Origin of the sequence: Arthrobacter sp. B1I2, assembly GCF_030816485.1 — a bacterium.
Lineage (GTDB): Bacteria > Actinomycetota > Actinomycetes > Actinomycetales > Micrococcaceae > Arthrobacter.
The window spans coordinates 2915485-2938683 of the sequence record NZ_JAUSYC010000001.1; the positions used below are offsets into that span (position 1 = coordinate 2915485).

At 65.6% G+C, this 23199-nt stretch carries 18 protein-coding genes and 1 riboswitch; of the genes, 14 read left to right on the forward strand and 4 right to left on the reverse strand.

The window, feature by feature from the left end:
- Positions 1-82 precede the first annotated feature (82 nt).
- The 4 genes from QFZ57_RS13590 (at position 83) to QFZ57_RS13605 (ending at position 3486) form a co-directional block, all read left to right on the forward strand.
- Positions 83-706, forward strand: a complete 624-nt coding sequence (locus QFZ57_RS13590; protein ID WP_306632512.1) for an ATP-dependent Clp protease proteolytic subunit — start codon at positions 83-85, stop codon at positions 704-706.
- Positions 707-743: 37 nt separating this feature from the next.
- Positions 744-1403, forward strand: coding sequence for an ATP-dependent Clp protease proteolytic subunit (locus QFZ57_RS13595; RefSeq protein ID WP_306630904.1), 660 nt, complete (start codon positions 744-746; stop codon positions 1401-1403).
- Between the two features lie 174 nt (positions 1404-1577).
- Positions 1578-2858 carry an ATP-dependent Clp protease ATP-binding subunit ClpX gene (gene clpX, locus QFZ57_RS13600; protein WP_306630905.1) on the forward strand — a complete coding sequence of 427 codons (1281 nt, stop codon included), beginning with the start codon at positions 1578-1580 and terminating at the stop codon, positions 2856-2858.
- A complete protein-coding gene (locus QFZ57_RS13605) occupies positions 2830-3486 on the forward strand; it encodes a mycothiol-dependent nitroreductase Rv2466c family protein (protein WP_373461247.1) in 657 nt (218 codons plus the stop codon). The genes clpX and QFZ57_RS13605 overlap by 29 nt, the downstream gene beginning before the upstream one ends.
- A 367-nt stretch (positions 3487-3853) precedes the next feature.
- On the opposite strand, the gene valS is transcribed toward QFZ57_RS13605, so the two are convergent.
- The gene (gene valS / locus QFZ57_RS13610; protein ID WP_306900608.1) at positions 3854-6475 is read right to left on the reverse strand and encodes a valine--tRNA ligase; all 2622 of its coding nucleotides are present in this window, start codon (positions 6473-6475) and stop codon (positions 3854-3856) included.
- Between the two features lie 72 nt (positions 6476-6547).
- On the opposite strand from valS, the gene QFZ57_RS13615 reads away from it, so the two are divergent.
- Positions 6548-6928, forward strand: coding sequence for a DUF488 domain-containing protein (locus tag QFZ57_RS13615; protein ID WP_373461248.1), 381 nt, complete (start codon positions 6548-6550; stop codon positions 6926-6928).
- Positions 6929-6946: 18 nt separating this feature from the next.
- Positions 6947-7705: an SDR family oxidoreductase gene (locus QFZ57_RS13620; RefSeq protein WP_306900610.1), complete on the forward strand. Its 759-nt coding sequence runs from the start codon at positions 6947-6949 to the stop codon at positions 7703-7705.
- A gap of 15 nt (positions 7706-7720) precedes the next feature.
- On the opposite strand, the gene QFZ57_RS13625 is transcribed toward QFZ57_RS13620, so the two are convergent.
- Both QFZ57_RS13625 and QFZ57_RS13630 read right to left on the reverse strand, forming a co-directional pair.
- A complete protein-coding gene (locus QFZ57_RS13625) occupies positions 7721-8728 on the reverse strand; it encodes an endonuclease/exonuclease/phosphatase family protein (protein ID WP_306900611.1) in 1008 nt (335 codons plus the stop codon).
- A 65-nt stretch (positions 8729-8793) separates the two neighbouring features.
- Complete coding sequence (locus QFZ57_RS13630) at positions 8794-9762, reverse strand: endonuclease/exonuclease/phosphatase family protein (RefSeq protein WP_306630912.1); 969 nt, start codon at positions 9760-9762, stop codon at positions 8794-8796.
- A 573-nt stretch (positions 9763-10335) separates the two neighbouring features.
- Here QFZ57_RS13630 and ileS point away from each other — a divergent pair.
- From ileS to ndk, 4 genes are read left to right on the forward strand one after another with little or no spacing between them, the layout of a single operon-like run.
- Positions 10336-13650, forward strand: a complete 3315-nt coding sequence (gene ileS / locus QFZ57_RS13635) for an isoleucine--tRNA ligase (protein ID WP_306900612.1) — start codon at positions 10336-10338, stop codon at positions 13648-13650.
- A 2-nt stretch (positions 13651-13652) separates the two neighbouring features.
- The gene (locus tag QFZ57_RS13640; RefSeq protein ID WP_306630914.1) at positions 13653-15011 is read left to right on the forward strand and encodes a bifunctional folylpolyglutamate synthase/dihydrofolate synthase; all 1359 of its coding nucleotides are present in this window, start codon (positions 13653-13655) and stop codon (positions 15009-15011) included.
- A gap of 2 nt (positions 15012-15013) precedes the next feature.
- Complete coding sequence (locus tag QFZ57_RS13645; protein ID WP_306630915.1) at positions 15014-15478, forward strand: DUF4233 domain-containing protein; 465 nt, start codon at positions 15014-15016, stop codon at positions 15476-15478.
- Between the two features lie 50 nt (positions 15479-15528).
- Complete coding sequence (ndk, locus tag QFZ57_RS13650) at positions 15529-15948, forward strand: nucleoside-diphosphate kinase (protein ID WP_018769466.1); 420 nt, start codon at positions 15529-15531, stop codon at positions 15946-15948.
- A gap of 67 nt (positions 15949-16015) precedes the next feature.
- On the opposite strand, the gene QFZ57_RS13655 is transcribed toward ndk, so the two are convergent.
- Positions 16016-16684, reverse strand: a complete 669-nt coding sequence (locus tag QFZ57_RS13655) for a vitamin K epoxide reductase family protein (RefSeq protein WP_306630916.1) — start codon at positions 16682-16684, stop codon at positions 16016-16018.
- 435 nt (positions 16685-17119) lie between these two features.
- Here QFZ57_RS13655 and QFZ57_RS13660 point away from each other — a divergent pair, with 435 nt between their 5' ends.
- The 4 genes from QFZ57_RS13660 to rpmA all read left to right on the forward strand — a co-directional run bounded on the left by QFZ57_RS13660 (position 17120) and on the right by rpmA (position 23195).
- On the forward strand, positions 17120-20524 hold the full coding sequence (locus QFZ57_RS13660) for an Rne/Rng family ribonuclease (protein WP_306630917.1): 3405 nt from the start codon (positions 17120-17122) through the stop codon (positions 20522-20524).
- Positions 20525-20674: 150 nt separating this feature from the next.
- Positions 20675-20772: riboswitch (TPP riboswitch) on the forward strand.
- A gap of 7 nt (positions 20773-20779) precedes the next feature.
- Positions 20780-22300, forward strand: a complete 1521-nt coding sequence (thiD, locus tag QFZ57_RS13665; RefSeq protein WP_306632513.1) for a bifunctional hydroxymethylpyrimidine kinase/phosphomethylpyrimidine kinase — start codon at positions 20780-20782, stop codon at positions 22298-22300.
- 262 nt (positions 22301-22562) lie between these two features.
- Complete coding sequence (gene rplU / locus QFZ57_RS13670) at positions 22563-22871, forward strand: 50S ribosomal protein L21 (RefSeq protein ID WP_142045052.1); 309 nt, start codon at positions 22563-22565, stop codon at positions 22869-22871.
- A 60-nt stretch (positions 22872-22931) separates the two neighbouring features.
- Positions 22932-23195, forward strand: a complete 264-nt coding sequence (gene rpmA / locus QFZ57_RS13675) for a 50S ribosomal protein L27 (RefSeq protein WP_009372867.1) — start codon at positions 22932-22934, stop codon at positions 23193-23195.
- Positions 23196-23199 lie beyond the last annotated feature (4 nt).

The following is a 23199-nucleotide window of genomic DNA, read 5'->3' on the forward strand; positions in this document are numbered from 1 at the left end:
TGTCCAAGTAGTGATTTTCAGTGATGTCACCGTCACCAGCGAGAGGTAAGTAAACATGTCACAGCACTCAGAGGCCCCCCGGATGGCGACCGTCGATCCTGCAGCCCAGGACAACTACATTTACAACCGCCTTCTCAAGGAGCGGATCATCTGGCTGGGCTCGGAGGTGCGTGATGACAACGCCAACGCGATCTGCTCGCAGCTGCTCCTGCTCTCGGCCGAGAACCCGGAAAAGGACATCTACCTCTACATCAACTCGCCCGGCGGCTCCGTCACCGCAGGCATGGCCATCTACGACACCATGCAGTTCATCCCGAACGATGTCGTGACCGTCGCCACCGGACTGGCCGCCTCCATGGGACAGTTCCTGCTCTCCTCGGGCACCAAGGGCAAGCGGTACGCCACGCCCAACGCCCGCGTCCTGATGCACCAGCCCTCGGGCGGCATCGGCGGCACCGCCTCCGATATCAAGATCCAGGCCGAACTCATCCTGCACATGAAGAAGGTCATGGCGGAACTGACTGCCGAGCAGACCGGCCAGACCGTTGAGACCATCCTCAAGGACAATGACCGCGACAAGTGGTTCACTGCCACCGAGGCCCTTCAGTACGGTTTCTTCGACAAGATCGCCGCGCACGCCGGCTCCGTGTCGGGCGGCGGCGGAACCGCCAGCGACTCCTCCGGCGACTCAGCCTCGCAGAACTAACCGGCATCCAGAACCCCTTCGATCAGGAGCAAACACAATGAATTACAACTTCGGGTGGTCAGCCGGCAATCTTCCGTCCAGCCGCTACGTCCTGCCACAGTTCGAGGAGCGCACCCCCTACGGCTTCAAGCGCCAGGACCCGTACACCAAGCTCTTCGAGGACCGCATCATCTTCCTCGGTGTGCAGGTGGACGACGCTTCCGCTGACGACATCATGGCCCAGCTGCTGGTCCTGGAGTCCACGGATCCGGACCGCGACATCACCCTGTACATCAACTCGCCGGGCGGCTCGTTCACGGCCATGACGGCGATTTACGACACCATGCAGTACATCCGCCCCGAGATCCAGACAGTCTGCCTGGGCCAGGCCGCCAGCGCGGCTGCTGTCCTGCTTGCGGCCGGTACTCCCGGCAAGCGGCTGGCACTGCCCAATGCCCGCGTCCTGATCCACCAGCCGGCATTGTCCGGCGGCCAGGGCGGACAGGCCTCGGACCTGGAGATCCAGGCGGCAGAGGTCATGCGGATGCGCGCCTGGCTTGAGGATACGCTGGCCCACCACTCCGGTCGCACGTCCGAACAGGTCAACAACGACATCGAGCGCGACAAGATCCTCACTGCCGCGGAGGCCCAGGCATACGGCCTCATCGACCAGGTGCTTGATTCGCGCAAGATCAAGCCTCAGGCAATCACGAGGTAGCAGTACGGCTAGCCGGTGCGGCCCAGTTCATTTGGCCGCACCGGCCTTTTCTTTCCACCCTTGGGAGCGAATGTGACCTAGAGTGGAAGTTGTCACAATCCGGTCCACGCGGGCCGGGAAGATTTCAGCAATGGTGCAGGGCTGCCTGGCAGCAGGATACTAAGGGGTTCACATATGGCTCGGATTGGCGAGAGCACGGATCTGCTGAAGTGCTCTTTCTGCGGAAAGAGCCAGAAGCAGGTGCGCAAGCTCATTGCCGGGCCCGGTGTCTACATCTGCGATGAGTGCATCGAGTTGTGCAACGAAATCATCGAAGAGGAGCTCGCGGAGGTCGCAGACCTGGGCAGCTTCGAACTGCCCAAGCCGCGTGAAATCTTCGACTTCCTGCAGGAATATGTCATCGGCCAGGAGCCGGCAAAACGTTCCCTCGCCGTCGCCGTTTACAACCACTACAAACGCATCCAGGCAGGCCATGCCCCCAAGTCCGGGAGCCTGGGGGACAGCGGGCATCATGACGACGTCGAGATCGCCAAGTCGAACATCCTCCTCATCGGCCCCACCGGCTGTGGCAAGACCTACCTGGCACAGACCCTCGCCCGGCGCCTGAACGTACCGTTCGCCGTCGCGGACGCCACCGCCCTGACCGAGGCCGGCTACGTGGGCGAAGACGTGGAGAACATCCTCCTCAAACTCATCCAGGCCGCAGACTATGACGTCAAGAAGGCCGAACAGGGCATCATCTACATCGACGAGATCGACAAAATCTCCCGCAAGAGCGAGAACCCCTCCATTACCCGGGACGTGTCCGGCGAGGGCGTGCAGCAGGCCCTCCTGAAGATCCTGGAAGGGACCGTTGCCTCTGTCCCGCCGCAGGGCGGACGGAAGCACCCGCACCAGGAATTCATCCAGATCGACACCACTAACGTCCTGTTCATCGTGGCCGGCGCCTTTGCCGGCCTGGAAGAGATCATCGGCTCCCGGTCCGGCCGCAAGGGCATCGGTTTCGGCGCCCCGCTCAACGATGCCAGCAAGAAGGTGGACTCATACGGCGAGGTCATGCCGGAGGACCTGCTGAAGTTCGGCCTGATCCCGGAATTCATCGGCCGGCTCCCGGTGATCACCACGGTGTCCAACCTGGACCGTGATGCCCTGATCCAGATCCTCTCCACGCCCAAGAATGCCCTGGTGAAGCAGTACCAGAAAATGTTCCAGATCGACGGCGTGGAGCTGGTGTTTGACGACGCCGCCCTGGATGCCATTGCCGACCAGGCCCTGGAACGCGGCACCGGTGCGCGTGGTCTTCGCGCCATCCTGGAGGAGGTCCTGCTCCCCGTGATGTTCGATCTTCCGAGCCGCGAGGATGTTGCCAGCGTGGTGATCACGGAGGACGTGGTCCTGCGGGGGACCGAACCCACCATGATTCCGCATGTGGCCAAGCGCCGTAAATCTGCCTGACCGAGAGGACCCTGTGACTGCACCTGCAACGAACAAAGCTGATTTCTGGTTCGATCCCCTCTGCCCGTTTGCATGGATTACCTCCCGCTGGATCGGTGAGGTGGAAGCCGTTCGCGACATCGAGACGGAGTGGCACGTCATGAGCCTGGCGGTCCTCAATGAGGGCCGCGACCTGGAGCCCGCGTACCGCGAGTCCATGGACAACGCCTGGGGCATGGTCCGCGTGATCATTGCTGCCCGGGAAGAACATGGCCCGCAGGTCATCAAGCCGCTCTACGATGCCATGGGCGCGCTGATCCACAACCAGGGTGAGAAGGACCGCGCCGAAGTTATCACCAAGGCCCTGGCCGAGTGCGGCCTGCCTGCCTCTTTGGCCGAAGCCGCCGCCACCGATGCCTATGACAAGCAGCTGCGGGCGAGCCACCAGGAAGGCATCTCACTCGTGGGCCAGGACGTGGGAACCCCTGTGGTCGCTTTCAACGGAACGGCGTTCTTCGGTCCGGTCCTGACCCGTATTCCCCGCGGCGAGGAAGCCGGCAAGCTATGGGACGCCGCCACCACGATCGCCGCCTACCCGCACTTCTTCGAGCTGAAGCGGAGCCGCTCGGAGCGTCCCGAATTTGACTGAGCGCTTGCCAGCCGGGCAATAACCCGCTCGAAGGGCCCCGGGAGAACTACCGTTGTGTAGTTCTCCCGGGGCCCTTGTGGTTGTCCGGGGGCAGGAGAACAATGGAACTTACCCACTTCGAAAGAAGCGGGACGCAGGAACCAAAGATCCAGTGATATGTATTTGACGCAGCCATCGGCAAAGTCGAATGCAAGCTACCAGTGACGGTGTAGCAAGACCTGGAGGTCAGCGGATCCTGCCAGACCATTGAGATAACGTCACAAGATGGCCGAAAGTCGAAGCCCCACCAACGGCAAAACGCTGATGGGGCTTCCCCTTTGCCTGAAAACAGGAGCCTGGAAACAGGCGTGGCTGGATTCTGCGGCTGTCAGGCCTTGGCGGGTTCGTCGCTTGGAGCAAGGGCAACGTCGGTCACGGCGAGGTCCCCTTCGCCCACTACCAGCGTGATCTCCCGCGCGTTGGACGCGGCCTTCAAGTCGGCCAGTCCTGCCTGCAGTTGCGCTGTCAGTGCCTCCGGAGCGGTGATGGTTGCCGCGAGAACCTCGGTCCGCTGCTTGACCTTCGCCTCGGACTTGGCCTTGCGGACACCGCTGAGGGCCACGCCAACGGTTGCCAGCATGGTGGTGTCCCCGCCGGGCATCTCCAGCGCAGCCGGCCACGCTGCCTGGTGCACGGAGCCGTTGCGCCACCAGCTCCATACTTCCTCTGTGGCGAAGGGCAGGAACGGGGCGAAGAGCCGCAGAAGGGTGTCCAGGGTGGTGGCCAGGGCGGCAAGCACGGAAGCCTGCTCCGCCTCGCCGGCCGCTCCGTAGGCGCGGTCCTTGATCAGTTCCACGTAGTCATCCGTGAACTGCCAGAAGAATGACTCCGTGAGCTGCAGCGCGCGGGCGTAGTCGTAGTTGTCGAACGCCCTGGTGGACTGTGTGACGACGTCGGCCAGCTGGGCCAGCAGCGCCCGGTCCAAGGGGTTGGCCAGAACTGAGAGATCGCCGCCCAGGACCGAATTTTCAGTGGCGCCGAGGTTCAGCACGAACTTGGAGGCATTCAGCAGCTTGATGGCCAGGCGGCGGCCGATCTTCATCTGCGCGATCTCATAGGCGGTGTCGGCGCCGAGCCGCGCCGAAGCAGCCCAGTAGCGGACTGCGTCCGAGCCGTACTCGTTCAGCACGTCGGTGGGGACCACCACGTTGCCCTTGGACTTGGACATCTTCTTGCGGTCCGGGTCCAGGATCCAGCCGGAAATGGCCGCGTGCTTCCACGGGGCGCAGTCCTGGAGTGCATCGGCGCGTACCACCGAGGAGAAGAGCCAGGTCCGGATGATGTCGTGGCCCTGGGGGCGGAGGTCGAACGGGTAGACCTTGGCAAACAGGTCCTCGTCACGGCTCCATCCGCCCACGATCTGCGGGGTCAGTGAGGAGGTGGCCCACGTGTCCAGGACGTCGGCGTCACCCGCGAAGCCGTTGGGCTGGTCGCGCTGTGCCTCGTCGAACCCCGGGGCGGCGTCCGCGGCGGGGTCCACCGGGAGCATCCCGTCGGAGGGCAGGATGGGGTTGTCGTAGTCCGGGTTGCCCTGTGCGTCGAGCGGGTACCAGACGGGGATGGGTACGCCGAAGAAGCGCTGGCGGGAGACCAGCCAGTCACCGTTCAGGCCGGCGATCCAGTTCTCGTAGCGGGAGCGCATGAAGGACGGGTGGAAGTCGATGTCCTTGCCCCGGCCGATCAGGCGTTCGCGGCGGTCCTCGTCGCGGCCGCCGTTGCGGATGTACCACTGGCGGGACGTCACCACTTCCAGGGGCTTGTCGCCCTTCTCGAAGAAGTTCACGGGGTGGGTGATCTTCTTGGGCTCTCCGTCAAGCAGGTCCGCTTCCTTGAGGAGTTCCACCACGGCTTCCTTGGCGGAGAAGGCAGTCTTGCCGGCGATCGCGGCGTACGCTTCCTTGCCGGCCGCGCTGGTGATCCATTCGGGCGTTTCGGCAATGATGCGGCCGTCGCGGCCCATGATGGCGCGCGTGGGCAGCTGCAGTTCGCGCCACCAGGTGACGTCGGTCAGGTCCCCGAAGGTGCAGACCATGGCGATGCCGGAGCCCTTGTCCGCCTTCGCCAGCGGGTGGGCCTTGACCTCGAGTTCAACGTCGAACAGCGGGGATTTCACGGTCTTGCCGAACAGCGGCTGGTACCGCTCGTCGTCGGGGTTGGCCACCAGCGCAGCGCAGGCGGCCAGAAGTTCCGGGCGCGTGGTCTCGATGAAGACCTTGCTGCCGTCTTCCGTGAAGAAGGGGTACCGGTAGTAGGCGCCCGGAACTTCACGGTCCTCAAGCTCGGCCTGGGCAACGGCGGTGCGGAACGTGACGTCCCACAGCGTGGGGGCTTCAGCCATGTAGGCGTCGCCGGCAGCCAGGTTGGCAAGGAAGGCGCGCTGGGACACGGCACGGGAAGTGTCGTCAATGGTGCGGTAGGTCAGGTTCCAGTCGACGGACAGGCCCAGGGTCTGGAAAAGGTTTTCGAAGACCTTCTCGTCCTCAACAGCCAGTTCCTCGCAGAGTTCGATGAAGTTCTGGCGCGAGACGACGTCGAAGTCACGCTGGTTCTTGGCCGGCTGCGCGGGCGGGCGGTAGTCGGCGTTGTAGGGAATGGCGGGATCGCAGCGGACACCGTAGTAGTTCTGGACGCGGCGTTCCGTGGGCAGGCCGTTGTCGTCCCAGCCCATGGGGTAGAAGACGTTCTTGCCGGTCATGCGCATGTAGCGCGCCTGGACGTCGGTCTGGGTGAAGGAAAACATGTGCCCCACATGCAGGGATCCCGATGCGGTGGGCGGGGGAGTATCGATCGAGTAGACCTGCTCCCGGGTGGTGTCGGGATTGAACTTGTAGGTTCCCTCGGCCAGCCAGCGCTGGGTGAGCGCAGCTTCGAGGCCTTCGAGGGCCGGCTTGTCGGGAACGTTGATGGGGGCGGTGGTGGGCGTGTCTGTACCCTGCGTGTCTTCAGCCATTGGGCAATTCTTTCATGCCCGCTTCCATCCCACCCAACCCGTCCCGCCCGGGCCGGCGTGAACGCGGGTAGCATGCCGGGTATGGGCCAACCGCGGGACATCTTCGGCATCAAGCGCATCTACGATCCACCGGCGAGCGACGACGGCTGCCGGGTGCTGGTGGACCGGCTCTGGCCGCGCGGGATGTCCAAGGAGGACGCGGCCATCGATCTCTGGCTCAAGGACGTTGCCCCCTCTGCCGGGCTGCGCAAGGACTTCAACCACCGCCCCGAGCGGTTTGCCGAGTTCAGCGAAGCCTACCGGCTCGAACTGGACGCCAACCCGGCAGTGGGAACGCTGCTTGAATTGGCCGCCGGCCACCCCCGGATCACACTGCTCTATGCTGCCCGCAACACGGAGGCCAACCACGCGCGGGTCCTGCTTGATTACGTCCGTGGACGTCCTGCCGGCTGATCCCGTTAGGGTGGTGCCATGACGAAGGACTTGCACAAAAAGGCAGCACTGGTGACTGGCGCGAGCAGCGGAATCGGGGAGGCGGCAGTGCGCGCGCTGCGCGCCGATGGGTGGACGGTCTTCGCCGTTGCCCGCCGGGCCGATCGCCTGGCCGCGCTGGAAGGCGAGACGGGCGCCGTCGCGATTCCTGCGGACATTGCAGAGGACGACGACGTGTCCCGGCTTCTCGCGGAGGTTACCGGGGCGGGCGGCATTGATACGCTCATCAACATCGCCGGCGGGGCGCGCGGCGCCGACAAGGTGGGCGAAGCCAGCACCGATGACTGGGAATGGATGTACCGCGTCAACGTCCTGGGCACCATGAAGCTGACCCGTGCCTTCCTGCCCATGCTGCGCGCCACGGGTGAAGGAACGGTGCTGAACCTGACTTCGACGGCCGGCCTTGCCGCGTACGAGGGCGGCGGAGGCTACAACGCCGCGAAGTTCGCCCAGCATGCCATGACCAACGCCCTCCGGCTTGAAGAGGTGGAGCACAACGTCCGCGTCATTGAGGTGGCTCCAGGCCTGGTGCAGACGGAGGAGTTCGCACTGAACCGTTTGGGGGACGCGCAGGCTGCTGACAAGGTCTACCAAGGGGTTGAGAAGCCGCTGACGGCAGAGGACGTGGCCGATGTGGTCCGCTACGCCGTCACGGTTCCGCACCACGTCAACCTGGACCAGATCGTCATCCGGCCGGTGGCGCAGGCTGCAAACCACAAGCTGATCAGGAAAGGCTGAATCGATCAGGAAACGCTAGGGAACCTGGATGCGCAGGGTGGCGGCCACTGCGGCATGGTCCGTCCCTCCCACCCGGTGGACCGAATAACCGGAGCCCCTGATGTCCGGGCTGGCTACCAGGTGGTCCAGCGCGATACCCGGCAGCCGGTACCCCCGCATCGGCCACGTGGGCACCAGCCTGCTGCCCAGGGCGGCCGCCACGTCCACCAGGGGCCGGTTGCCGCCCGTTCCGGCCAGCAGCGCCCGGAATTCCCGGTGGTCATAGGTCGCGTTAAAGTCCCCCGCCAGCAGCAGGGGACCGGAACCGTTGTCAGACCTGGCCACGGCAGCGAGGTCGCTGCGCCACTGCTCCAGGCCGTTTCCCACCGGTGCCAGGGTGTGCACGGCCACCACCCGCAGGCTGCTGCCGCTTTCGTCACCAAGGTCAAGGCTGGCCACCGGCATGCTGAACCGGGTACCTGGGATCACCCCGGATCCCTCCAGCTTGTAGGAGGAGTAGATGGCGGAGCCCCCGGCGCTGTCCCTGGCATGGGCAATCCGGTGGGGGAGCAGGCCGTCCAGCCCCGCCGCCGTGAGCCTTCGTTCCAGCGCGGGCGTGTACTCCTCAACGGCCAGCAGGTCCACGTGCAGTTCCCGGACCAGGGCCACGATGCTGCCGGCATCCGCACCGCCCAACTCCGCGTTGATGCTCATGGCCACCAGGGAGACGGACGTGCCGGCAGCCTCGGCGGCAGGTTCGCGGACGTCCAGCGGCAAAAGCCAAAAGGCCTGGCAGCCCACCAGGGATGCGGCCAGGACCTGCTGCCACCGGCTCCGCCCCATGAAGGCCAGGAACAGTGCCGCGGCGGCGGGCGCCGCGAGCCACGGCGTGAACGCCACCAGCTGTACGCCAAGGACGGGCCAGTCGGCAGGTACCGCGCGGACCGCGGATACAGCTGCCACCGGCACGGCAACAGGAATGAACAGCCATCTGCACACGGCGGCCGCACGCCTCCGCCCGGAGGGGCGCCCGGAAGCTGTCATGAGCCGAGTCTAGGCACTGCGCAGGCAGGCGTCAGCCCCGCGGCGATGGGGCGCAGGCGGGAAAGTCAGGGCATGACGCTTAGGGTGGCGACGACGGCCGCGTGGTCCGTCCCTGGGAATCGCACTGTGCTGAAGCCCAGGACGGTGATACCGGGGCTGACAAGGATGTGGTCGATGACAGCAAAGGCGGGCACCGGACCATTGGCCGGCCAGGTGGGTGCCAGGCCCTTTCCGACGGCCTGCGCTGCGTCGGCCAGGCCGGCCGCGAGGAGGCTACGGAACCCGGAGTGGTCGATGCTGGCGTTGAAGTCGCCCAGCAGGACAGACTGCCTGTCAACGGGGAGTTCCCGGTGCAGGCCTGCCAACTGGTTGAGTTCGGTACGCCAGACCGGGGTGTGTCCAGGTCGCGGGGAGTCAATATGGACAGATGTCAGCTGGATGCTTGCGCCAGTGCCCGGAAGAGCAGCTACGGCCCGGGTTTGGTAGAAGGATGTGCCGGGGACGCGGGCCATCGGCTGGAGAGGATAGCGTGAAAAGATGGCGTTGCCGGTGCCCGCACCGTCAACGTCGAGGACCCGGTACGGAAGATCCGCGCCTATTCCTGCCCCGTCAAGTCCTTCCAATCCTGCAGGCGCCAACTCGGGAAGGGCCAGGATATCGACGTTCCATGCCCTGGTCTGGACCAGCAGGGCGGCGGCATCAACGCCGCTGGACCCCACGTTCAGCGCCATCACGGTGAGCCGCTGCCCGACGGCCTGGGTGCTGGCAGCTCCCGCTGTTCGCGGTGCTTCGATGGCTGCGCGCGCTGTTCCGGAGACCGGAATGACACGGGGGGCCACCAGGAGCAACTGGCCAAGCAGGACGCCGACGGCCAGCGCGGCCAGCGTCGTGCGTGCGGGCCGGGGGTTCAGGAAGACGGCGGCCAGAGCAGCAGCCATGGCTGCCATCGATGGGAACAGGCTGGCAGGGAACAGGGACAGCAACTGGACCCAGGGGGTGCCGAAATCTCCCGGGGCGAGACGCAAAACGGTCATTCCAGCTCCAGGCAGCAACAGGACTGCGGCGGCGGACCAGCAGGCCCAGGAGCCGGCACGGCGTAAACCGCCCATCCGCGTGTCCGGCACGGCCGCTTGGACCACCTGCATCTGTCCATTATTGGAGCCCCGGTTCTGGCTGAACAGAGGGCAGGACCCTCAATTACTCCCTTAACCGGCCCCGTAACGTCCTGTTCGCCGGGTGCCTGGACCAATGGTGCCCGCGTTCGGCCAGGGTGGAAGCGTTATGGAGACCGGAAATGGCACAGGACGCTGCAGCGATAGTAGACTTCTAATGGCTATGACCCGGCAATCACCGGTGAGCTTCCGGAAGAACACCCGATCTTCGCCTGCAAGCGTACCGGGTCAGTAGAACCGGACGGGTAAGCCCGTCACAGCAGTAATGAGAGGCCGGGGCAGCGGTGTTCCTTATGGAATACGCGGCGCCGGCAAGTGAGGTGGTACCGCGGTAAGCGTGCAGTCTTTGGGACGGCACGGCAGCCGTCCTCGCATCCTGAACGGAACGTCCGGCCCGTGCCGGGGGTTCACCACGCTCAACCCAGGATGTCGAACATGACGTTTTACCCCAAGGCCTCAGCCTCCAGTACCGCTGCCAACGGCAGCGCCGGCGTTTCCGCCTCTGTGAAGTTTCCGGAGATCGAAGAGCGCATCCTGAAGTACTGGGACCAGGACGGGACCTTCCAGGCCAGCATTGACCAGCGCAGCGCCGACGCTCCCGGCGGTGAGCCGGGCAGCAACGAATTCGTGTTCTACGACGGCCCGCCCTTCGCCAACGGTCTGCCGCACTACGGCCATCTCCTCACGGGTTATGCCAAGGACCTGGTGGGCCGCTACCAGACCCAGCGCGGCAAGCGCGTGGAACGCCGCTTCGGCTGGGACACCCACGGCCTGCCCGCCGAGCTTGAGGCCATGAAGCAGCTGGGGATGACGGACAAGACCCAGATCGAAGCCATGGGCATCGACAAGTTCAACGACGCCTGCCGCGCGTCGGTGATGAAGTACGCCGACGAATGGCGCAGCTACGTCACCCGCCAGGCCCGCTGGGTGGACTTCGACAACGACTACAAGACACTCAACGTCGAGTACATGGAGTCAGTCCTCTGGGCGTTCAAACAGCTGCACGACAAGGGCCTGACCTACAACGGCTACCGGGTCCTGCCGTACTGCTGGAAGGACGAGACGCCGCTGTCCAACCATGAGCTGCGCATGGATGACGACGTCTACAAGAACCGCCAGGACCAGACAGTCACCGTCACGTTCCCCATCCTCGCAGGGGAGTCGGAGCTCTCCAGGGACCTTGCCGGCGTGCAGGCCCTCGCCTGGACCACCACCCCCTGGACCCTGCCCACCAACGCCGCGCTCGCCGTCGGCCCCTCGATCACTTACGCCGTGCTGCCGGCCGGTCCCAATGGCATCAAGGCGGCCACTGCCGACGCCCCGGTCACGGGCAGCTTCCTGCTCGCGGCGGACCTGCTGGGCAGCTACGCCAAGGACCTCGGCTACGACAGCTTTGAAGATGCGGAAGCTGCCGTGCTGTCCACCTACAGCGGCGCGGAGCTGGAAGGGCTTGAATACCAGCGGCTGTGGGACGACTTTGCCGACAACGAAAAGTACGGCATGGAGAACGCCTGGCGCTTCGTGGTTGCAGACTACGTCACCACCACCGACGGAACCGGCATCGTGCACCAGGCGCCGGCCTACGGTGAAGACGACCAGAAAGTGTGCGAGGAGGCAGGCATCCCCGTGGTGCTCTCCGTCGACGAGGGCGCCAGGTTCCTGCCGTTGTTCAAGCACGGCGACCTGCACGACATCGTGGGCCTGCAGGTCTTCGAAGCCAACAAGCCCATCACCCAGGTGCTCCGGGCCCAGGGAAGGCTGGTCCGGCAGGCCAGCTACGAGCACAGCTACCCGCACTGCTGGCGCTGCCGGAACCCGCTGATCTACCGCGCGGTGTCCTCCTGGTACGTGGAGGTCACCAAGTTCAAGGACCGGATGTCCGAACTGAACCAGGAGATCAACTGGATCCCCGGCAACGTCAAGGACGGGCAATTCGGCAAGTGGGTGGAGAACGCCCGCGACTGGTCCATCAGCCGCAACCGGTTCTGGGGCAGCCCCATCCCGGTGTGGCAGTCAACGGATCCCGAATACCCCCGCACCGACGTCTACGGCTCCCTCGCGGAGATCGAGGCTGACTTCGGCCGGCTGCCCCTGAACAAGGACGGCGAAGTGGACCTCCACCGGCCGTTCATCGACGAGCTCACCAGGCCCAACCCGGACGATCCCCGCACCCCCGAAGAGGGCCAGTCCGTGATGCGCCGCGTCGAGGACGTCCTCGACGTCTGGTTCGACTCCGGCTCGATGCCGTACGGCCAGGTGCACTACCCGTTCGAAAACGAAGCCTGGTTCAACACGCACAACCCGGCGGACTTCATCGTTGAGTACATCGGTCAGACCCGCGGCTGGTTCTACATGCTGCACATCCTGTCCACCGCGCTGTTTGACCGGCCCGCGTTCCGCAACGTCATCAGCCATGGCATCGTGCTGGGCTCCGACGGCCAGAAGATGTCAAAGAGCCTGCGCAACTACCCGGACGTGTCAGAGGTCCTGGACCGTGACGGCTCCGACGCCATGCGCTGGTTCCTCATGTCGAGCCCCATCCTCCGGGGCGGCAACCTGATCGTCACCGAGCAGGGCATCCGCGACGGCGTCCGCCAGGTCATCCTGCCGCTCTGGAACGTCTACAGCTTCTTCACCCTGTACACCAACGCGGCGAATGGCGGCTCGGGGTACGAGGCGAAGCTGCGGTACGACGGCTACCAGGACACCCTGGACCAGTACCTGCTGGCCAACACCGGTGACCTGGTGCGCAGCATGGCTGCCCAGCTGGATACCTATGACATCTCCGGCGCCTGCGACTCCCTGCGCAGCTACCTGGACATGCTCACCAACTGGTACGTCCGCCGCAGCCGCCAGCGGTTCTTCGACGAGGACCAGGATGCGTTCGATGCGCTCTACACCGCCCTGGAGACCGTCACGCGCGCCGCGGCTTCCCTGCTGCCGCTGGTATCCGAGGAAATCTGGCGCGGCCTGACCGGCGGCCGGTCCGTGCACCTTGCCGACTGGCCGGACGCGGACCTGTTCCCCGCCAACCCGTCCCTGGTGGAAGCCATGGACCGGGTCCAGCAGATCTGCTCCACCGGTTCCTCACTCCGCAAGGCAGCCAACCTGCGTGTCCGCCTGCCGTTGCAGGAGCTGACCGTCGTGGCACCCGGCGCGGATGCCCTGCAGGGTTTTGCCGCCGTCGTCGCCGACGAACTGAACCTCCGGTCCGTTCGCCTGCTGGACGCCGCCACCGCTTCTCCCGAGGAGTTCGGCATCCAGCAAAAGCTGGTGGTCAACGCCCGTGCCGCCGGCCCGCGCCTGGGCAGGAACGTCCAGGTTGCCATCAAGGGGTCCAAGTCAGGGGACTGGTCGGTTGATGACGGCGTGGTCACCGCCGGCGGGCTGCAGCTGGAGCCGCAGGAATACACGCTGGAGACGGTGGTGGCCGAGTCTGAGGGCACTTCGGCAGCTGTTGCCGTGCTGCCAGGCGGCGGGTTCGTCGTATTGAACACGGAAGTGACCCCCGAGCTTGAAGCCGAAGGAACGGCACGCGACATGGTCCGCGCCATCCAGCAGGCCCGCAAGGATGCCGGGCTCAACGTGAGCGACCGCATCCGGACCACCGTCACCGCACCGCAGAACGTCGTGGATGCCCTGCTGGCCAACGCCGAACTGGTCCAGGGTGAGACGCTGACGGTGGACCTGGCGGCTGAGCCGGCCGATGTGTCCGAACCTGTCGTCGCGGTTGAAAAAGTGGAGGCCTAGACATGACCGACGAATTTTCCGTGGAAAGCGTCTACGCCGAACTGCTGGGACGGGCGCCGGAGAACAAGATGGAGCCCCGGCTGGCGCCGCTGTTCCGTGCCATGGATGTGCTGGGTGAGCCCAACAAGGCGTACCCGATCATCCACGTGACCGGGACCAACGGGAAAACGTCCACGTCCCGGATGATTGAGTCGGTGCTCCGCGCGCACGGCCTGAGCACCGGACGCTACACCAGCCCGCACCTGTCCAAGGTCACCGAGCGGATCAGCATCGACGGCCATCCCGTATCCGACGAGACGTTTGTCAGGATCTGGGACGAAATCCGGCCGTACCTGCAGATTGTGGACGCCGAACTGGAAGCAGAGGGCCAGCCCCGCCTGACGTACTTCGAGTGCCTTACTATCCTGGGCTTCGCCATCTTTGCCGACCAGCCGGTCAACGTTGCGGTCATCGAAGTGGGACTTGGTGGCATCACCGATGCCACCAACGTGGGCGACGGCCAGGTTTCGGTGGTCACGCCTATCTCGCTGGACCACACTGACCTCCTGGGGGACACCACGGAGGATATCGCGCACGAAAAAGCCGGCATCATCAAGCCAGGCGGCTACCTCATTAGTGCGGCGCAGCCACTCGACGCGGCCCAGGTGCTGCTGGAGAAAGCCAAAGAGGTGGGCGTGCCGTTCCGCTTCGAGGGCGTGGAATTCGGCGTCGAATCACGGACAGTGGCTGTTGGCGGGCAGGTGGTGACCATCCAGGGTATTGCCGGCCGTTACCCGGACCTGCTGGTGCCGCTGCACGGCGCCCACCAGGCACAAAACGCCGCCGTGGCGGTGGCCGCCCTGGAGGCGTTCTTCGGCGGTGAAAAGGAACTCGACTTCGAGGTGCTGCAGGAAGGCTTTGCGGCTGTCACATCGCCAGGCCGCCTGGAGGTGGTCCGGACCGCGCCCACCATCATCGTGGACGCCGCCCACAACCCCGACGGCATCAAGGCCTCCGCCGCCGCCCTGCAGGAAGCATTCACCTTCACGAGGCTGGTTCCGGTGGTGGGCGTGCTCAAGGAGAAAGACGCCGAGGAGATCCTGCGCGGGCTCAGGGAAGCCCTGGGGGAAATGGCGGCGGAATATTGCTTCACGCAGTCCAACTCTCCCCGGGCCGTCCCGGCCGCCGAGTTGGCCGAGCTTGCCATCGACCTGGGATTTGGCGAGGACAACGTCCACATTGCCGAAAAACTGGACGACGCGCTGGAATGGGCCGTGGAACGGGCCGAAGCCAATGACGACCTCTCCGGCGGCGTGCTGGTCACAGGCTCCATCACCCTGGTGGCAGAGGCGCGGATCCTGCTCGGAAAGACGGAGGCGTAGGCGTGGCGAGATTGACCAAGGCCCAGCGCGAGTGGCGTCCCGGGATGCCAAAGAAGCGCCGCTCCACCAAGGTGATGTTCGCTTCCACCGTGCTGCTCCTCGAAGCATTCGTCATGTTCTTCGCCACCCTGGTGGTGTTCGGCCTGCGCCGCGGGGAGTTCCCGCCGGCGCTGATCCTCGGCGTGGGAATCGCCCTCAGCGTCGTCATGATCTTCGCCTGCGCAGTCCTCAACAAACCCTGGGGCATCGGTTTGGGATGGATCCTGCAGCTGGTCCTGATCCTCACGGGCATCTTCGAACCGGCCATGTTCCTGGTGGGCGCGCTCTTCGCGGTTGCCTGGTGGTACGGGATCCGCACCGGCATCCGGCTGGACCGCGAGGCCACGCAGCGCGCACGTGAACAGGCCGCATGGGAAGCCGCCCACCCGGACGGGGCCGCAGGTCCCGCCCAGCCGCAATCCCCTTAACCCGTCCCCGTAGACTTATCCCGAAACCCCACCAACGCATTGGAGCAGTTGTGACCACAGAGCGCACCCTCGTCCTGATCAAGCCCGACGGCGTCGCCCGTAACCTGACCGGCGCCATCCTGGCCCGGATCGAAGCCAAGGGCTACAGCCTGGTTGAGCTGAAGAAGGTTGACGCCACCCGCGAGCTACTGGAGCAGCACTACGAGGAGCACGTGGGCAAGCCGTTCTACGAGCCGCTGGTGGAGTTCATGCTCAGCGGACCCGTGGTGGCGGCCATCTTCGAAGGCCACCGCGTCATCGAGGGCTTCCGGTCACTGGCCGGTACCACGGACCCCACGACGGCGGCTCCGGGCACCATCCGCGGCGACTTCGGCCGGGACTGGGGCCTGAAAGTCCAGCAGAACCTGGTGCACGGCTCCGATTCGACCGACTCCGCCGAGCGCGAGATCAAGATCTGGTTCCAGGGCTGACAGTCCCGGCAGCAGCAAAAACGCCCCTGGTTCTTCTTCGGAACCAGGGGTTTTTTGGTTGGCGGGCCTAGAAGCCGGAGGTTCCCGCGAAAACCTGGATGAATGCGAAGAAGATGGTTGCGATGACGGCCACGTACAGCAGGGCCGTGATGATCCAGCCGGAATCACCCACGATGCGGACTGCGCCTGCGGGCATGGGGATGACGCCGGCAGTGATGTTCCTGATGGTGGTCCACACGAACAGCGGGATCATGGCCGCCCAGACAATCATGCACAGCGGGCACAGGATGTGGATTGAGTAGAGGGCCTGGGACCACAGCCACACCACGAACGCGAACCCCAGCGTGACGCCTGCCTGGATGCCCACCCAGTACCAGCGGGCGAACGTTGCGCCGGCGAGCAGTGCCATGCCCACGGTGATGATGATGGCGAACGCCACGATTCCAATGAACATGTTGGGGAAGCCGAACAGCGAGCTTTGCCATGTTTGCATGACCTGTCCGCACGAAATGAAGGGGTTCACATCGCACACCGTGGTGTGGTTGGGGTCCTTCAGAACCTCGAGCTTTTCCAGGACCAGGGTTCCGGAGGCCAGCCAGCCCACGATTCCGGTGACGACCAGCAGCCAGCCGAACGGCCGGTTCCGGGTCATCCGGGGAACGCTTGCGGCAGCACTGGTCGGCTGATCGGCGGCCCGTTCCTGCTTATGGGCGCTGACGGGGGAGATGCTGGGCATGGGTATGTCCTTTTCGTCCGGTGCTCCTGTGCCTGATTGTAACGCCGGATGCTGGAGCCACCACACAGGAATGGGAACAGGAGCGCCTGCCTCCGTGGCGATTCGGCCCGGGTATGAGAGAATAAACGTGGCTGGAAGCCGATCCACATTCGGACTCCGGTCCGGTGGTATGTTCCCAAGACCGCCAATGATGAGCAGGGCAGGCTTCGGATTCTTCCGGTACTCCCGCCACTCCATTGGGCGGCACCTGGTTGTAGCACGCAGAACAACGGGTTTTCAGAACTTCCACCGGCTCCCACGGGCTGCCGCACCCCAACGACGGTGCGAACCTGGGAGTATCCACTTGACTTCTGTCAACGCCTGCGGGTTTTGACAATATGTGCCCCAATGGGTGCCGGATGTGGCGGTACGTCAGGGGCAGGAGTGTTGCCACATATGGACAATGATCAGGAACTGGCCGTTAACGATGATGCATCGGCTGCCGAAGCTGCTGCACCCAAGAAGGCTCCACGCACCCGCCGCAAAGCGGCTCCCAAGACCGACGACGCCCTGACGGCTGGCGCGGTCACGGAACCGGAAGCGGCCGCCCCTGCAGGAGGCGGCGACGCTCCGGTTGAGGATGAAGTGGCAGCGCCCAAGGCCCCGGCCCGGCGCACACGCGCCCGGAAGAAGGCAGACACCGCCGAACCCCTGCCTGCCTTCGCTGATGAAGCAGAGCCAGCTGCCGCCGCTGCCGCCGCCGCCGTTGCGGCCGTTGACGCTCCGGCCGCACCCGCCGCTGAGGCGAGCGACGAAAGCCCCGCCGCGGTACCTGCTGCCGCCGAAACTTCGGACGCCGGAACCAAGCCGGTTCGCCGCCGTCGGGTAGCCACCCGCAAGGCTGCCTCCCCGGCCCTGGCGCCCGAAGCAGACTCCCCGGCCACGGATGCCGTGCCGGCGGGAACAGCGGCGCCAGAAGCCCAGGCCCAGGTTGCGGCCCAGGACCATGGTGCAGCGACGGCGCAGGAGCCGGTCCGGGAATCCGCTGCAGTGCAGGGATCAACCCAGGAGCCGGCCCGGGAGACCCCTGCGGCGGCCAAGGAGGAGCCCGGATCCGTCGCGGCGGCCAGCTCCTTTGGTTCCCTTTTCCTGGAACCTGCATCCCCCACATCCGTGCTCTTCCAGGCGCCGGACCTCACCACCGTGGTCCGTCCTGCGACGCCCGCCGTTGAGGAGCCTGAGGAGGACGAGACCGAAGACGGCGAAGATTCCTCCAGCCGCCGCCGGCGCCGCAGCCGGGGGCGGAGGGGCCGCACCCGCCTCGATGACCGTGCCGACGAGGATACCGAGGGCGGCAGCGCCGAGGCTGACGCCGAGGACGAGGCCGACGAGGACAGCGCTGTGCAGCCGGAGGACGGTGTGACGTCCCGCCGCCGGCGTCGCCGCCGCCGTGGGGACCAGGACCTTGAACTGACGGGTGGCGGGGATGACGATCCGCCCAACACAGTCACCAGGGTCCGTGCGCCGCGTGCCGTTACTGAAGCGCCCGTAAGCAACCGGGTGACCAGCGTGAAGGGCTCCACCCGCCTGGAGGCCAAGAAGCAGCGCCGCCGCGAGTCCCGCGACACGGGCCGCCGCCGCACCGTGATCACCGAAGCCGAGTTCCTGGCACGCCGCGAGTCCGTTGACCGGCAGATGATCGTCCGCCAGCGCGATGACAGGATCCAGATCGCCGTCCTCGAAGACGGCGTCCTGGCCGAACACTTCGTGTCAAAGACCCAGCAGGACTCGCTCATCGGCAACGTGTACCTGGGCAAGGTCCAGAACGTGCTGCCGTCCATGGAAGCGGCATTCGTGGACATCGGACGCGGCCGCAACGCCGTGCTGTACGCCGGCGAAGTGAACTGGGAAGCCGTCAACCTTGAGGGCAAGCAGCGCCGCATCGAGAACGCGCTGAAGTCCGGCGACACCGTCCTGGTCCAGGTGACCAAGGACCCCGTGGGACACAAGGGCGCCCGGCTCACCAGCCAGATCTCCCTTCCCGGCCGCTACCTGGTGTACGTGCCGGGCGGTTCCATGACCGGCATCTCCCGCAAGCTGCCCGACGTCGAACGCAACCGGCTCAAGCGCATCCTCAAGGACCGTCTGCCGGAGCACGCGGGCGTCATTGTCCGCACCGCCGCCGAGGGCGCTTCCGAGGAAGAACTCACGCACGACATCAACCGCCTGCGCGCACAGTGGGACGGCATCGAAAGCCAGTCCGCCTCCACCAAGGTCCTGGCTCCCGAACTGCTCTACGGCGAACCCGACCTGACCATCAAGGTGGTCCGCGACGTCTTCAATGAAGACTTCTCCAAGCTCATCGTTTCCGGTGAGGAAGCCTGGGACACCATCGAGGCCTACGTCACCTACGTGGCGCCGGACCTGGTGGGCCGGCTCGAGAAGTGGACCAAGGACCAGGACATCTTCTCCGCCTGGCGCATCGACGAGCAGATCCACAAGGCCCTTGAGCGGAAGGTCTTCCTGCCTTCCGGCGGCTCCCTGGTGATCGACCGCACCGAAGCCATGACCGTAGTGGACGTCAACACCGGCAAGTTCACCGGCAGCGGCGGCAACCTCGAGGAAACCGTCACCAAGAACAACCTGGAAGCTGCCGAGGAAGTAGTGCGCCAGCTGAGGCTGCGCGACATCGGCGGCATCATCGTGATCGACTTCATCGACATGGTGCTCGAATCCAACCGCGACCTGGTCCTGCGCCGCATGGTGGAATGCCTGGGCCGTGACCGGACGAAGCACCAGGTTGCGGAGGTCACGTCGCTGGGCCTGGTCCAGATGACCCGCAAGCGCATGGGTACCGGCCTGCTGGAGGTCTTCGGCGAGCAGTGCGAGGCCTGCGCCGGCCGTGGCGTAGTGACCCACGACGATCCGGTGGAGCACCGCCGCGCCAACATCGTGGCGGCCGAACACCACGTCCAGCGCACCGACAACCGTCCCGAAGCCCGCGGGGAATCCCACCGCGCCGAAGGGCAGCGGATCGATGCGACCCAGCCGGGGGTGCGTCCCGAGCGCAAACGGCGGCGGGGACGCGGCGGCCAGCAGCCCGAGGGTGCCCCGGCGCCTGCGGTCCAGGTCCACACCGTCCTGCCGGACCCGACAGATGCCGAGCGGCACGCCAAGGCAGAAGCCACCCGGCTTGCCCTTGCTAACATCGCCGCTGCCGCCCACGCGGCCCACCTGCACGACGATGAGGTGGCGGCAACCCGGCAGGCGCCGTTGGCCGAGCCTGCACCGGCTCCTGCTGCTGCTCCTGCTCCTGCAGAGGAGAAGCACGACGCCGATGCCCCCGCACGTCCCGCAGCTGTCCTGACCTTCGGCGGCGAGGAAGTCCCGCTTCCGTTCGTGGAACACGCGGAGGAGCAGCATCCCAGGCCCGCCCTCACCCTGGACCGCCTCGCGGAAGCGTTCGCCCACCTCGGCCAGCCGGCTTCCCCCATGGAGAACGCGCCCGCCAAGGCCGCAGATGCGGTGAAGGCAGCCGAACAGGCAGGGCCCGAACGGCAGGCTGACGGGGGAGTGGCATCCCCCGCCACCGTGGCCGCTCCGGCTGACAAGGACTACTCCGACCACACGCTGGAGCAGTCCCGGCAACGCAGGCCGCGGCGCCACCGCGCTGCCAGCCGTGCCCAGGGTGCCGCCAACGAGACCGCCGTCCAGCACCACGAGAGCGTCCAGGCGGCCAGTACCGGCCATTCGCACGCAGCCAAGGCCCCGGACACCCATAAAGCAGCGCCGGCGGATAAGGGCAGGCAGTCGGAGGAGCCCATCATTCTGGGCGTAGGAGTCCCGGCTTCGGAGCTTTAGCCAGGGCTGGGTCAACACGCCACCCAGGAAGTCCCCGCTGTGTGGACAGTTCCCCCCGCGAAGTGCAGGGGGAAAGGTCAGCGGAGCGGGGACTTTCTGCGTGCCCGGCCCGTCACTTTGCCGCGGCCGGCACCGAAGCAGCTAGGCTGGAAAATCGACACGGGGTGCCGCGCAGAAGGCCGGCTGAGATCCAGACCCGTTGAACCTGTCCGGCTAGTACCGGCGAAGGGATGTCTCTTGTCGTCGACCCTTTCCATGCCCCTGCCAACTGCATCCGGTGATCCTTCGGCGCTGCCCGTGGGCCGCGACGTCCCACGCGTCCTCTCCATCGCCGGCTCCGACCCGTCCGGCGGAGCCGGCATCCAGGCGGACCTCAAAAGCATCGCCGCCCACGGCGGATACGGCATGGCTGCGATTACCGCCCTCACGGCCCAAAACACCCGGGGCGTGCAGGCTGTCCACGTTCCCCCGGCAGCCTTCCTGGCCCAGCAGCTGGATGCCGTCAGTGATGACATCAGCATCGACGCCGTCAAGATCGGCATGCTGGGTGATGAGGCGGTGATCCGCACTGTCCGCCAATGGCTCGGGAAGGTCCGTCCCGCCGTCGTGGTCCTTGACCCCGTGATGGTGGCCACGAGCGGCGACCGGTTGCTCAAGGAGTCCGCCGAAGCTGCCCTGCGGGACCTGTTGCCCCTTGCACACCTCATCACCCCCAACCTGCCCGAGCTCGCCATACTGGTGGGCGCGGACCCGGCGGAAAGCTGGGACGCGGCGCTGGACCAGGGGAGGCGCCTGGCGGATGCCACCGTGGCCACAGTATTGGTCAAGGGTGGCCACCTGGCAGGCCTGGCCTGCCCGGACGCGCTGGTGAACACCGTGGGCCTTCTGGGGCAGGAAGTGGTGGAAGTGCAGGGCAACCGGGTCGCTACCCGCAACAGCCACGGCACCGGCTGTTCTCTGTCCTCGGCAATGGCCACGGTGCAGGCCCGCCTGGGGGACTGGGAAGCATCGCTGCGGACGGTCAAGCCCTGGCTGGCAGGCGCACTTGAGAACTCCGGCCAGCTGGAGGTAGGCCAGGGCAACGGCCCCGTGCACCATTTCCACCATGTGCGGCCGGTCCTGGCGGAAGGCGGCTTCGCGGCCCGGTTGTGGGCGGAAGCACAACAGGACCTCGCGGACATCTACGCGCTGGACTTTATCCACGGCCTGGTCTCAGGCGATCTTGCCGAAACGGATTTTGCCTACTACCTGGCCCAGGATGCCCTCTACCTGAACGGCTACTCCCGGGTGCTGGCGCGGGCCAGCGCCCTGGCACCCTCGGAGGCCGACCAGCTGTTCTGGGCCCGGTCCGCGCAGCAGTGCCTTGAAGTGGAATCCGAACTCCACCGGTCGTGGCTCAGCACCCGCCCGGCCCAGACCGGCTTGGGCCCCGTCACCAAGTCCTACGTTGACCACCTCACCGCGGCGTCGGCGTCGGGCAGTTACGCGGTCCTTGCCGCCGCCGTCCTGCCCTGCTTCTGGCTCTATGCCGAGGTTGGCGAAAAGCTGCATGCCCGGTTCCTTGCCTCGGGTGGGCCGGACGGGCATCCATACGGCGCCTGGCTGCGCACGTACGCCGACGAGGGCTTTGCCGAAGCCACCCGCCAGGCCATCGCCATTGTGGATGCAGCCGGACGGAAGGCCTCGGACCAGGAGCGGACAGCGATGGTGACGGCCTTCAGGCAGTCCTGCCGCCTGGAAGTGGAGTTCTTCGACGCGCCGAGGCTGCATTCCTGACCCTTGCGGGCAGGGGCACCGCTATTATGGAGGGGATGGTTGCGGCGCCGCCTGCCGGGTTGTGGTTACTACCACAGCAGGGCGGCCGGAACCAGCCTCATTTGCGGCCGAAGATGGATTTAGCGTATTCTGGATCTTCGGTGCTTACGCCAACACTTGGGTTATGACCCCACGGCGTTGAGGCACAGCGATAAACCAGGCTTTTGATAGTCGGTTCCGCACGCAAATTTAGTTATAAACGTCGAGAGAAGTGAGTTCCCAAGTGGTGTACGCGATTGTCCGCGCAGGCGGCCGGCAAGAGAAGGTTTCCGTCGGAGACTTCGTTACCCTGAACCGCGTCGCCGGTGGAGCTGGCAGCACCATTCAGCTGCCCGCACTGCTCCTGGTTGACGGTGACAAGGTCACCTCTGCCGCTGCTGACCTGGCCAAGGTAACCGTTACGGCTGAGATCCTGAACGACCTCCGTGGTCCGAAGATTGTCATCCAGAAGTTCAAGAACAAGACCGGTTACAAGAAGCGCCAGGGTCACCGCCAGGAACTGACCAAGGTCAAGATCACCGGTATCCAGTAACCTTCGTTACTGTTCAGGTTTTTCAGCAGATTCCCCAGAATTTAGAGGCAGGCATTTCAGATGGCACATAAAAAGGGCGCGAGCTCCACTCGCAACGGTCGTGATTCCAACGCTCAGTACCTCGGCGTCAAGCGCTTCGGCGGCCAGGTAGTTTCCGCAGGCGAGATCATCGTCCGCCAGCGCGGCACCCACTTCCACCCGGGCGCCGGCGTTGGCCGTGGCGGGGACGACACCCTGTTCGCACTGACCCCGGGAGCCGTTGAATTCGGCACCCGCCGCGGTCGTCGCGTGGTCAACATCGTTGCTGCTGCAGCTGCAGAGTAACAAA